At 60.1% G+C, this 13090-nt stretch carries 9 protein-coding genes; 5 read left to right on the forward strand and 4 right to left on the reverse strand.

Annotated features, from left to right (window positions below):
• Window positions 1-90 precede the first annotated feature (90 nt).
• Window positions 91-975 (forward strand): IS1595 family transposase, encoded by an 885-nt coding sequence (locus tag BSG17_RS03140; protein ID WP_089820982.1) that lies wholly within the window; start codon window positions 91-93, stop codon window positions 973-975.
• A gap of 1770 nt (window positions 976-2745) precedes the next feature.
• The gene (locus BSG17_RS03155) at window positions 2746-4395 is read left to right on the forward strand and encodes a hypothetical protein (RefSeq protein ID WP_089821037.1); all 1650 of its coding nucleotides are present in this window, start codon (window positions 2746-2748) and stop codon (window positions 4393-4395) included.
• Window positions 4396-4783: 388 nt separating this feature from the next.
• Here the strand turns inward: BSG17_RS03155 and BSG17_RS03160 are convergent, their stop codons facing one another.
• A complete protein-coding gene (locus BSG17_RS03160) occupies window positions 4784-7651 on the reverse strand; it encodes a phospholipase D-like domain-containing protein (RefSeq protein ID WP_089821038.1) in 2868 nt (955 codons plus the stop codon).
• 144 nt (window positions 7652-7795) lie between these two features.
• Complete coding sequence (locus BSG17_RS03165) at window positions 7796-9070, reverse strand: HEAT repeat domain-containing protein (RefSeq protein WP_089821039.1); 1275 nt, start codon at window positions 9068-9070, stop codon at window positions 7796-7798.
• 241 nt (window positions 9071-9311) lie between these two features.
• Here BSG17_RS03165 and BSG17_RS03170 point away from each other — a divergent pair, with 241 nt between their 5' ends.
• Together BSG17_RS03170 and dpsA are read left to right on the forward strand one after the other, a co-directional pair.
• Window positions 9312-10085, forward strand: coding sequence for a carbon-nitrogen hydrolase family protein (locus BSG17_RS03170; protein ID WP_089821040.1), 774 nt, complete (start codon window positions 9312-9314; stop codon window positions 10083-10085).
• Window positions 10086-10276: 191 nt separating this feature from the next.
• The gene (gene dpsA / locus BSG17_RS03175) at window positions 10277-10825 is read left to right on the forward strand and encodes a DNA starvation/stationary phase protection protein DpsA (protein ID WP_089821041.1); all 549 of its coding nucleotides are present in this window, start codon (window positions 10277-10279) and stop codon (window positions 10823-10825) included.
• Window positions 10826-10904: 79 nt separating this feature from the next.
• Here the strand turns inward: dpsA and BSG17_RS26725 are convergent, their stop codons facing one another.
• On the reverse strand, window positions 10905-11078 hold the full coding sequence (locus tag BSG17_RS26725) for a hypothetical protein (protein ID WP_170864698.1): 174 nt from the start codon (window positions 11076-11078) through the stop codon (window positions 10905-10907).
• Window positions 11079-11163: 85 nt separating this feature from the next.
• Window positions 11164-11847, reverse strand: coding sequence for a DUF7504 family protein (locus BSG17_RS03180; protein ID WP_089821042.1), 684 nt, complete (start codon window positions 11845-11847; stop codon window positions 11164-11166).
• 128 nt (window positions 11848-11975) lie between these two features.
• On the opposite strand from BSG17_RS03180, the gene BSG17_RS03185 reads away from it, so the two are divergent.
• Complete coding sequence (locus tag BSG17_RS03185; RefSeq protein ID WP_089821043.1) at window positions 11976-13058, forward strand: NADH:flavin oxidoreductase/NADH oxidase; 1083 nt, start codon at window positions 11976-11978, stop codon at window positions 13056-13058.
• Window positions 13059-13090 lie beyond the last annotated feature (32 nt).

The following is a 13090-nucleotide window of genomic DNA, read 5'->3' on the forward strand; positions in this document are numbered from 1 at the left end:
CGCTCTTCTGTAGGAGATTGTTGATACAGTTCAGCTGTTGCTCTAGAATCGAAGAGGGCAAGGGCACCGCGTTAGCGGTGTCCGACACGAATGATTCCGCTCGATGTGTTTGGTTCGGAATCGCTCGCAGCGGACCTGCTCCAACAGGTTCGCTGGCGTGACGGCGTCGAATGCCCCCGCTGCCGTTCTGACCGGACGGTCAGAAACGGCAGCTATGGGGCGTTTCAACGCTATCTCTGTAAGAATTGCGACCGCACGTTCAACGACAAGACGGGCACAATTTTCGCTCACTCGAAGGTTGCGCTCCGCAAGTGGTTGTTCTCAATCTACGCGTTTCTGCGCTTCAACACGAGTCTTCGCCAACTTCAGCGAGAGATCGGTGTCACCTACAAGACGATGCATCAGCGCGTCGAGCGCTTTACCAGAGCGCTCGACGCGCCTCAACTCGACCTCGTTGGACCGGTCGAAATCGACGAAGTGTACGTCTCTGCGGGGTTGAAAGGCCGCGAGCGCGACCAAGAGTCGCGCTCGCGTGGCCTGTCCACGCGCGGACGAGGTTCGTACGAGGGAGACAAACCACCGGTCTTCTCCATCGTTGACCGTGGAACGGGACAGCGATACGTCGCCCCAGCGAAATCCGCTGACGAATCGACAGTGCGACTCCTGCTGGCGGACCACGAGGAGGAGTCGCTGACCGTCTACACTGACGGATTTCGGGCATACGACCCACTGGAGGACGACGACGAATTCACCCGCGAATACGTCGTCCACGGTGACGGCGAATACGCTGATGGAGACGTTCACGTCAACACCTGCGAGAGCCACGCGTCGCTGGCGCGACGGTGGCTCTCGCCGCATCGAGGCGTCTCGAAGGACAAGTTGACACAGTATCTCCGCGCCTTTCAGCTACGCAGCGAACTCTTCAGAAAACCCGGTCGAAAAGCACTCAAACACGCTGTCAAAGCGACTCTCTGAAATCAACAATCTGCTACACATGAGCGACTGGAAAAGACAAGTGGAAACCATCACCCTTGAAATTTTAGGTGGAAAGAACCACACCCCCAGATAGTCACGCGGTAGAAGCTCTGAAACCCGAGAAAAAGAGTAGGGTATCAAATAGTACATATAATTTGATGTCCTAAGCAACACTCATAGTAGGGGTGCAAATTTGCCACCCCCGTCTGAACTATTACTAAAATCTGATAAATGACGAGAAAAGTAACCTAATCTTGACCGCGCCGTCATACTACCCATGGGACCCCCCGAGTAGAGCAGATTGGTGGCTCCCGAGTTTTGTTTATAGAATCTGATAAGACCCGTCTGAAGAGTCACGGTCCCGGCTCCCCTAACCTGAAGATTGAATCCTGAATCTGGTTAGAGAATCCTGAACCCGACCCCTGAACGAGAATAGTGACACCCCATTCTGAATGTGACAAGGAACACCCCAGAATGATCGACGATAAAGACACACCCCGGAACAGTAGCGACGAGAATAGAATCACGAACAAAGCACAACAGAACACACCCCGGTCTAAGCGCAAAATACCAGACCGATGAATCAGAAGGCGTCGCGGAATGAAATCACGGTCAATGCTCACCACACACCGGAAAACATGGACGCGACAGAATGCCGGGGAACTGCTGAACGCGAAAACTGTGGGAGCCAAATCACGTCTAAGACAGAAGGGGGTCCAAGTCTCACAAGAACAGAACAGACAGCGCGTCGCGAATGAAGATCGAAGAGAAGCACACCGTCCCGCGAATGAAAACCGAGGTTAGGGGGGAGACAGCGCGTCGCAAATGAAACACACCCAAATCTACAACAGAAACCACAGTCAAACTCCCGATTTCAACAAACTGATATACCTCATCGCGAATGAAAACCTGGGATGAGACACACAGCACGTCGCAAATGTATTCACTGACAGATTCCTCCCGGGGTGACATCAGTAACACGAGTGGGGTGGACGCGCCATAACACGAACACAACTGAACCATCAATCAGATTACCCGGCAGTGACGGTCTGAACAACGACAATACTGCAAAACCCGAATTTTAACAGGCTAGATATGCAAACACAAACCACGATGCTAACGAACCAGTTAATCCGCGAAAAAGCGCAAGAGAGCATTGACTCAGGCGTGTACGACCCTGAGGGTGTCGCGGAAAAGTTGGAACGACACGCGCGACAAATCCGTGACCTGCACGGTGTCCCGCGTCCAGATGATTCTAACGATTAGTTCGGGAGCTCGATCTGATTTTCTCGCGTCTCGGGTGAGTCACGACCAGCAAGGCCACGTGCCGCGAAGTAAGTACGATGTGTCGTCGGAGTCGTTTGGGGGGGGGGGGTTCTCATACCGCGATTATTTTTTTCTCACGGGGTTTTCGAGGGGTGGGGTTGAGACGCGGGATTTTGTCGGGGTTGTCGTGAACCCCGCGCAGACGGTGAGCGTGCCGTGAGCGGGGGGTACGGCGTCGCTCGCTCACCTTGTTCACTCACTTTGCCGTAAAGGTGGCGTCTTACTCGTCCTTTGACAGTATAGGTATATAAGTGTTGTTGTTAGTTTGTTTATGTGTTTCCTTGTTTTGTGTTGTCGTACTTACCTGTCAACGTGTTTTTGTTAGTGTTTTGGTGTTGCGGGGTGGTTTCGGACCAGAACCACCCCACTTGATTTTGAAACAACCCCAGTTTGGGGTGGTTGTGTGTAAGGTATTTAAGTATGGGTCTACGACCACAGAATACAATGGGTAAAAAATTGAACTATCGCGTTGACGAGAACGTCGCCGAAATGTTTCGGGAGGCTGTCGAGAAGAAGCACGGGCAGGTAGCGTATAAGGCCGGAGATGAGTTGTCCCGATTGATGCGTGAGTGGTCCGAGACCGTGCTAAACGGCGAAAGCGCGGATTCGGATGAGCCGTCGAATGAAGACCTTCTGGAAGCTATCAATGAGCTTAGAGAGGAGTTCGAGGACGGGATCGTTGCACCCCCCTCCCCCTCAAAACCCCCGCGAGAAAAAAATAATCGGGGGGATGCCGAAACCACCCCAAGTTCAGACGATTCTGAGTCAGATTCCGAGTCAGATTCGGAATCTGATGTGGAGTCGGATGGGGGTCAGGACATGGACGCGTCCACGCCCACACGTGAGAAGCCGTGGCTAATCACGGATTACAATCCATATGATTTCAACGGTGAGATATCATCGGAGAAGTTCGACGAGCTTCACGAAACCGTGAAGAGCGGGGGTGACGTGCCTAACGACTTAGTGATCAATCCGGAGCATGTCGAAAAAACGAATGTGCCGAACACGACGGTTGGCACGCAGACGGAGATTGTGTTGGGGATGTTGCGGTACGATTCTGGTGGGCCGTATTCGAAATCCGAGTTGTCGCGAGTCATTAAGACAGTCTGGCCGACGGATTACTATTCGAATCCGAGTGACGGGAGTCTGATTAATCGTGTGTGGGGTCAGATGCCGGATCATCCGTTCAAGTCTGGGTCTGCGGTTGACATGCATACGATTCAGAGTGACGCGAATGAGAAAGCGGCGCGTGAGGTTGCGTTGGCGAAGAAAGAATTGTCGAAGGTTGACAGTGTTGAATCGGTTCGCGAGCGGGACGAACTAATCGAAAGGGTGGAAGAGCAGGAGGATGTGGTTGATGAGTTGACGGACACGTACCAGCTTGATGGGATTCATCAAGAGGGTATGCGCGATGTGATGGATGACTTGGAGGAGGCCCAGGAGACGATGACGGAGAGTATCCGTGAGTCGCGTGAGCAAGACGTGCAGGATGTTGCTGACAAGGTTCGAGGCTACGTTGACGACTTGGATGAGACAGTTGATGAGTCGGATGTTGTCGACATTGTTGAGTCGGCACGCAAGTCGGCGTCAACGTATCTTGACGTTGATACGGACATGCAGGCAGCGGATGATTTGTCGGTGCGCATGATTGCGGCTGAGTCGTCGTCATCGTCGGATGACGTGACTGACCTTGGTGTGTCGACTGCGCCGGTTCGAGATGCGCTTGATGAGGTTGAGTCTGCGGCGGAGGATCGTACTGAGTGGTTGGAGGAGAATGACCCGACGCGGAGTTTAGATGACATCCCTGAGGATGCGTATCGGCAGACATCCAACCGTGACTTCAGCAAGGTGGACGCCGGGACGCGTGACGGTGATCAAATCGTCTTCGGATCTAGTCTGCATCCACGTGAGAAGGCGCGTGTGGTTGTTGATGTGTTAGGGTATGACTTCGCGAATGATGTTATCGGGACCATCCATGTCTACGCAGTTGGGGGGGATGATGTTGCTGATGCACTTGAGGAGACTGTGCTTGACGAGTTCAGTGAGGATACGGATGCGGATGCTGAGACGATGCTGGAGAATGCGGACTTATGATACGGTAGATGTGCGTCGCGTCCATGTTCGCGTGTGTGTTTGGTTGCTGTTTCTGTGATGGGGTTGGTTTGGGTTGTGAGTGTGGTTGTGTGCGGTTTGTTTGCTGATTCTGAGGGATGCATCCTTTGAGCAGAGTTTTGATTGTGAGTGGTTTCTGAGAGATGGTTTGTTATTCTAAATGTTACCAAACCAATGTGAGTCTTTATAAGTGAGTCTGCGATACAAGAGGGGCGACAACAATGAGTTCGGCGACGAGAGGTAGTGAGGATGGCAATGACGTGGGCATTGCCTCTGACGGAAGTAACGGTGAACAAGAAGAGTTGGAGCGACTTGCAGAGCGAGAGGACGCTACGGGGTGGATCGCTCGGGCAATGCTGTCTGGGAAGACTTAATCCACGAGTGTTTCAATGGATTCCTCAACGGCTTCTCGTGGTGCTTCAAATCCGCTGAAGTGGTGTTCGAGTTCGTTCTCGGACAAGTGCGCGGACAAGACGCTGTCCTCCCCCTCAAACAAGTTGTTTAGCGTCTCTCGGGCTTCCGCTGCTTCTTCATCAGTCCCCTCGATTTGTTTTTTCACAAGACCAACTGCCACCCGTGCACTGACCTGTTTGAACGTTTGAAAGCCTAGTTCTCCAATATTCCGAGGTTCGTGTTGACGGAGATAATGAGTCAGATCGTCATCTTCTTCGGCGACATCGAAGAACGCTTGAAGCCACTGGGGACGGGCATCGTCGGAGACCCGGAGATGACACCGTGGGCATTGCGATGTCCCGGCAGCCATGATGGTGTCGCAACGCGGGCATTTGATGGCTTCTTCTTCGACGTCGATATCGACGTCTGCGTCGATGTCAGCGGCTCTAAGCAGTGATTTGATTTGGTCGGATTGGTTGATGTGTTCGTAGCGCTCGTGCTGATTAGTCCCTTCTGTCCAGTCCAGGTTGTGTTCAATGTCGCCAGGTCCGTATTCGTCTTTCTTGCGCATCCATGTTGCTCTTGCGTGCCGGAATGCGTGGTTATTCACCCTCTCAGGGTCAATCCCGGCTTCTCTCGCGATTCGCTTGATTTTCACCCTGAACGATTCCGGGGTCATATGCTCACCGTAGTGTTTCTCGCTGTCTTGTCGGCAAAACAGCGCGGCGTCATCGTCATCAGCACACGGGTGTTCGGAGAGCCACTTGTCGACATACCCGCGAGCGACGGTCAAGGGCTTCTTGCGTCCATCTGCACCTTTGAGTCCGGTTGCGCCAGTAGGTGTGGTTAAAATTGCGTGAGTGTCCTCTATTGGTTCGTAATCCCCGACTCTAAGTGATGCGAGTGCAGTAACTCGGGGAGCGGCTTCCCAGTATGTGGCGATAATCGCTTTTTGACGTGGTTTTGATGCTGTCTCAATCAGCGTTGAAACTTCACTGAATGACAGTACGACGTCTTCATCGATTTTGCTCTGGTTAACGCTTGGAACCGTGAGATTGTCTGCGACGTCTAAGTTGTGATGCCTCGAAAAGTAAACAAATGCTTCAATGTACTTTCTTCGTGTGCCATCTGCGTAGCCGTTCTCGGAGTCGTAGTCACGGCCCATCTCTCGGAGAACGTTCTTGAATTCTCTCCGGTCAAGTTTCCTGAGTGGTTTCTCAGCGTTAGCAGATAGTCGTCGGAGTCGACCTATGTAGTCGCGTGTTGTTGCGGGGGTCGCGTCCAGCGCGTCAATGTAGTCGACAATGTCTCCCTTGTTGGGGTCGTCAAGAGAGTCCATCACGAGATTGAGTTCGCGTTGAACGTCTGATTCGTAGTTGGCTACGTCAAGGTCGACCATTTTGTGTCCAACAATTGGTGTTTGGAACATCAACCTTGGGTACGGATTCCAGTTGACGCTGCCGACGACGACGCGGTCGTCGGCGACGACGGCCTTCGCGTGGATCTTCTCGAACCGGCCGTCGGGGGCGGCGACGCGAGCCTCCAGCGGCAGGTTCCGACGTTCGGCCCGCTCGTTCAGCCAGTCGACGAGTCGGCGGTTCTCCTCCGCGACGTACCACGTCCCCGAGAGAAGGATCCGGACGTCGACGCCGCGCTCGGCGGCCCGGAGCGTCGCACGGAGGAACGGGTGGTGGCGGCCGCCGACCGTCGGCTGGACGACCGAGACACGTTCGGTCGCGCTGTCGACGACGCCGACGATTGCTCGCTCGGCGTTGCCGGGTGCGGTCACGAGCCGCACGCGGTCGACGGCGACCGAGCGAGAGTCGAACTGCGCCCGATACGTTCCGTTCGCAGACCGACTCGCGGTGAACGATCGGCCGCGGCGGAACTGCGACCACGGCGTCGTATCCGGCCCGGTGGCGTCGGTCCGAAAGACGGCGGCGAGTTCGTCGGCCGTCGCCGTCGACGCGACGCGGACGCCCCACCCGCGGTTGCTTCGGCCGCCCGTCCCGCTCGGCTTCCAGTTCTCGGTGAGCACGAGCGCCCGGTCGTCGACGACGGCGTACTTCGGGTGGTGGTAGTCGTACCGTGCACGCTCGCCACCGACGACGGCGACGTCGACGCCCGCCGCTTCGAGTCGGTCGAGTGCGGCCGCCTGTCGGATCGTCGTCCCGCCGACGGGCGCGTCGTCGACGAGCACTCGGACGCGAACGCCGCGTTCGGCGGCCGCGACGAGCAGGTTCGCGACGTGGGGCGAGGCGAACGTGTAGCCGGCGAGGAGGATGCGTCGGTCCGCGCTCCGGAGCGTCCGTCGCGGGACGTCGGGGGCGTCGGGAAGCACGAACGTCTCGGCCGTCGTCGACCCCGCGACGGCGACCGACCGGGGGGAGAACCCGAGCGGTCGCCACCGCGGCGTTCGATCCCGGCGCCATCGCTCTCCTTCGGGTGCGTTCTCGTAGGCGACGCGGTCGACGACGACACCGTCTCGCTTGAGTCGGAGTCGCTCACCGCCGTTGGCGAGTTCGAACGCCGCCGGCGCGCGGACGACGCGCCCGGTCGTCCCGTTCGGGAGCGCCGTAGGCGTCACGGTGACGACGAGACGGGTCGGACTGCCGTTCGAACCGGTCGCGTCGGTCGGCAGCGCCACCGTCGCCTCGCCGTCCGTGAGCGTCCAGTTTCCGGACCGCTCGGCCGAGAGGCCGACGACGACGAACTCACCGCGGTCGCCGTCGGCGAACGGGTTCGGGTACAGCGAGACGACGTACGCGTCTCGGTCGTCGTGCGGCGGGGACGAATCGGGTGGGGGCGAGGCGGCGGAGGCGACGCCACCCGAGGGTGGACTCATCGCTACACAGAGAATGACGAGTACACAGAGCGTAGCGGGACGAGACACGCGAGGCGGTGGTCGCCTCCTCGAACAAAAACGTTCGGCGCGGAGTGGGGGCGCAGTCGCTCCGGACGCGGCGGTGGGAAAACGAGGGAGACCCGTTCAGGCCGTCTGCTGGACCGAGAGCGCGTCGGAGGCCTTTTCGGACTCCGACTGGACGAGGTACGAGCGGTCGTCGCCGTACTCGGCGGCCGCCTCGAGCGCCTTCTCGGTGCCGATCTGTCGGAGTGCCCACGCGGCGCTGGCGCGGACGGTGTCGTTCTCGTCGTCGGCGAGGACGTCCGTGAGCGGGTCGACGGCACGGGTGTCGCCGAGGAGGCCGAGCGCGCGGGCCGCGTACGGACGGACGTTCTCGTTCTCCATGACGAGTTTGTTCGCCAGCGGCTGTGTCGCGCGTTCGTCACCGATCTCGCCGAGCGCCTTGAACGTCACCTTCTGCAGTTGGGGGTCTTTGTCGGCGTCGACATACTCGACGAGCGTCTCGACGGCGTCGGTCGCGCGCATCTTCCCGAGCGCCTTGATCGCGGGTTTGTTGCGCTTCTGTGCGCGCTGGTGCATCGCGTCGAACGCCGCCTGGTCGTTCATGCGGATGATCGACTCCAGGCAGTTCTCCTCCATGAAGTCCGACTGGAAGCTCTCGAGCGCGAGTAGGACCATCTCGACGTTCCCCTCCTGCTCCCATCCCTTGACGGCAGACCACTCCGGCGGGTAGTCCTTGTAGTGACCGAGCACGTCGTAGAACCCCTGTACCTGGAGCTGCTCGCGGGTCTCGAGGTCGTCCCACTCCTGGGCGTCGTCGAGGTCGGACTCGAGGTCGTCGGCCGCCTCGACGAGCGTGGCGATGGTCTCCGCGTCGTCGTCGGCGTCGAGGTCCGCGGCTTCGATGGCCGCCACGGCGTCGTCGAGTGCGGCGGTCAGTGCGCTCTCGTCGGTGCCGTCGACAGATACGGAGGTGTCGAGGATGTTGTTCACCGAGTCGACGAACGACTCGACCGCCGTGACGATCTCCGTCTCCCCGCGTTCGGTCCAGCGGGTGTCGGAGATCTTCGTCTCGGCCTCCTCGACCATCTCGACGACGTCCGCGGCGTAGGGGCCGCGCTGCGCTTCGAGCTCCTCGCGGAGGTCCGAGAGCGTACCCTCCAGTTCCTCGCGGACGTTCTCCTCGTCGTCCTCGTCTTCGTCCGGTTCCGGGAGGTCGGCGGCCTCCAGGTCCGACTCGATGTCGTCGAGTTCCGCTTCGACGTCGTCGAGGTCGTCCTCGGTCTCGGCGGCCTCCAGGTCCGCCTCGGCGGCCGACAGCCGTTCTTCGAGGCTTTCGGCCGAAATCTCGTCTTCCGCTGCGCCCGAATCCTCGGGCGCGTCGTCCCCGTCACTCATATGTTGGACGTCCGTGCGACGGTGAAAAGAGCGTTTCCCTTTGCGAACCGCTCGGCGGTGCGTTCGAAGACGGGCGACCGCACCCTACCTCCGTGGGAGACCATGACGAAACCCACGTCGTTCGCGGACGCCCTACCGGTGTCGGTATCCGACCGCCACCGGCACGATAACATATGTCATGCAGGTATATCTCTCTAGCGGCTGTCGAGACGCTTTTCGTCTACCCGGACGAGCACCCCATATGCCGACCGTCGCCGTACCACAACTCGCCGTCAAGGACCTGTCGGTCGACACGAACGTCGCCGAAATCGTCGAACGGGCTGACAGACTCGAAAGCGGCGTCGACGTCGCACTGTTCCCCGAGTACGCTCTGACGGGGTTCGTCGACGACGACCGACTGGCCGACGTCGCACTCGACGCCGAGGGGCCCGTCCTCGACCGGGTTCGGGAGACCGCCCGCGACAACGATCTCGCGCTCCTCGTCGGGTTCGTCGAACGCGGAGACGGACGGTGCTACAACGCGACGGCGTACGTCCGACCCAGCGGCGAGACGACAGTCTACCGCAAGCGTCACCTCTGGGGGAGCGAACGCGACGTCCTCACGGCGGGCGACGAACGAGTGATCGTCGACACGCCGGCAGGACGCACCGGGATACTCACCTGCTACGACCTGAACTTCGTCGCCGAGAGCGCGGCGTTCACGCGCGAGCGGGTCGACGCGCTGTTCGTCACGGGCGCGTGGCCCGCGGCTCACAGCGAGAACTGGCGGCTCCTCCTCCGGGCGCGGGCGCTCGACGGCGTCCGGTGGGTCGTCGGCGCGGGCCGAACCGGTCCCCATCGGACGACGGCGACGCCACCCGCGGAGTACGCCGGACGGTCGATGGTCGTTCGACCCGACGGGGCCGTCGCCGCCGCGGTGAACCGGGACGAGCGGGACCTCGTCGTCACGCTCGACCCGGCGGTACTCGCCGAACAGCGGGCGTTCATCCCGATCTTCGACGAACGGGTCGAGTAGTTCGGGTGTCGAGAACGACGTCGGTCGTCAACTCGACGGTAGTTGTCGGTCCGTCCGTGTATATCGTGAACACGTGATACACTGGCATGGGCTATCGGCGTCGGCAATTGGGAAGAATTGTTTAGGTAAACCAAAGATTGGTTTTCGGGTCGTCAAAGTTTATATGGCTCGCGTGCTAAGGGGAGAGTGTAATGAGTACTCAGAAGAACGTCCAGCAGAAGGCGGGTACAGTCGAAACGAGTCCGGCGCTCCGACTCGATCAGGAGAAGGCCGAACAGCTCGTCGACGCGCTGAACACGGACCTGGCGGCGACGTACGTGCTGTACCACCAGCTGAAGAAGCACCACTGGAACGTCGAGGGTGCGGAGTTCCTCGAGGTCCACGAGTTCCTCGGGGAGGCCGCCGAAGAGGCAGAAGAGGCGGCCGACGAACTCGCAGAGCGCGCCCAGGCGCTCGGCGGCGTCCCGATCTCGGGGATGAAAGACCTCCAGGAGGCGGCACCAGTCTCGCCCGAGGACAACGACGTCTACGACATCCGGACCTCGCTGTCGAACGATATGGAGATGTACGGCGACATCATCGAGACCGTCCGCGAACATATCGAACTGGCGACGAGCCTCGGCGACCACGCTACCGCCGAGATGCTCCGTCTTCACCTCGTCGAACTCGAAGAGTACGCTCACCACATCGAACACTACCTCGAAGACGACACGCTCGTGCTCGAAGAAGCGACGCACTGATCGGAACCGGTCGAGGAAACGAGTCCACTACAGTCCGCTACGTCCGTTTTTGTGCTGACGCTGGAGAGTGTCCGTAGAACTACCGCTCGAGGTCGACCGCGAGATCCGTCGCGATCCATCCGTCGGTGTTGTTCTCCTCGGTGAAGACGAACCGGTCCGGAGACGACTGGTGGACAGAGATCGTTGCTCGTGAGGTGTCGATGTCGGTGTCGGCCAGCTGCTCGGCGCCGTCACGGCCGTCGGTGACTTCCATACACGGAGTTAGGCGAGCCTAAAGACAAATAGGTTTTGGTTGCCCTAAATCGAGTTCGGGCGTCAGCCGGACGGGGTCGACGGTCTCAGAGTGGTATCCACGAGCTCTCGAGCGCCCCGTCTTGGAGCGTCCAGCGGTGTTCGGGGAGCCCGTCGCGGACGCGGAGCTGGATGACGGCGTCGAAGCCGGGCGCGAGCGTCTCGACGATCGGTTCGGAGCGCGACAGCGGGAGGTGGTAGTGTGCCATCCCGCTCGACGCACGGACGCGGTTGCCGACTGTCTGGACGAACCGGCGTACTGCCGTGGCGTCGTGCTCCGAGAGCAGCGGAGCGAGCGAGTCGAAACAGAGGCGGAGTTCGCCGTTCGAGAACCCCCCGGCGTGGCGTTCGAACGTCTCGATCTCCTCTTGGATACACCACGCGAGAGAACCCAGTCGTGTCGTCTCCAGCTGCCGCCGTGCGATTCGACCGGGCGTCGACGTCGAAGGGACGGCGGCGGCCGTAGTTCTCGTCTGCGTCGTTCGGTCGATCACTCGTACGGTCTCGGGGCCGACGGCACCGTGTCCGATTCTGGCGTCTGCGTGGGTTGCGTCGGTGAAGACGAACAACCGACGACGCGTCTCGGCTACTCCATCCCCGAGGAGCCGACGGGTCGCTGCGTCTCGAGCCTGCTCTGCGGGCGACCCGACGACGAGGAGATTGCTCCCCCGTCGTTTGAGCTCCTGCAGTGACCGAGCGAACGAGTCGTTCCTATCACCAACGCTCCCCATTACTTTCTTATAATTGTTACCTTAGATAATAAGTGTTGCGGGGGCGATTGTGACTCGTCCCTGAGTGAATGGAGGTCTCGTTCTCCGGTGTCAACAGGGGTTTCAGCCGTCGCTGCCAACGACCGACGATGACAGAGTCGCTTTTCAGTCCGTTGTCGCTTCGGGAGACGACCGTCCCGAACCGTGTGATGGTGTCGCCGATGTGTCAGTACTCGACGGCAGACGGCGTCGCCACCGACTGGCATCTCGTCCACCTCGGTAGTCGCGCGGTCGGCGGGGCGGGCGTCGTCATGACGGAGGCGACGGCGGTCGAAGCGCGCGGTCGCATCTCGCCACACGACCTCGGCATCTGGAACCAGGAGCACGCCGACGCGCTCGCACCGGTCGCGGAGTTCGTCCGCTCGCAAGGGAGCGTCCCGGCCATCCAACTCGCACACGCGGGCCGAAAGGCGTCGAAGAGTCGACCGTGGGACGGGAGCAGACCGCTCTCCGCGGACGACGGCGGGTGGGAGACGGTCGCTCCGTCGGCGGAGCCGTACCCCTACGACGACGATCCGCCGGGACAGCGTGCGATGACGGCGGCCGACGTCGAGGACGTCACGCAGGCGTTCGTGAAGGCGGCGAAGCGCGCCGACGACGCCGGTTTCGAGATCGCGGAGGTCCACGCCGCCCACGGCTACCTGCTCCACGAGTTCCTCTCGCCGGTCACCAACGACCGCGACGACGAGTACGGCGGGAGCTTCGAGAACCGCACTCGACTCGTCCGCGAAGTGACGGCGGCCGTCCGCGAGGTCTGGCCCGACGACAAACCCGTCTTCGTCCGTATCTCCGCGACTGACTGGTTACCCGACCGAGAGTCGTGGGATATCGATCAGTCGGTCCGCCTCGCGCCACTGCTCGCGGAGGCGGGTGCAGATCTCGTCGACGTCAGCGCGGGCGGCATCCACCCCGACCAGCAGATTCCGAACGCGGGACCGGGCTACCAGATCCCCTACGCCGAGACGATCAAGGAGAACACGGAGCTCGCCGTCGGAGCGGTCGGCGGCATCACCGAGGCCGAACAGGCCGACCAGCTAATTCGCAACGGTCGTGCCGACCTCGCCATCGTCGGTCGGGAACATCTCCGTGACCCGTACTTCACGCTCCACGCGGCACAGGAGCTCGGTGCCGACGTCGACCTCCCGGTGCAGTATCGCCGCGGGTTCGACTGACTGGGTTCGACCGATGGGTTCGACCGAGTCGG

Origin of the sequence: Halogranum amylolyticum, assembly GCF_900110465.1 — an archaeon.
GTDB lineage: Archaea > Halobacteriota > Halobacteria > Halobacteriales > Haloferacaceae > Halogranum > Halogranum amylolyticum.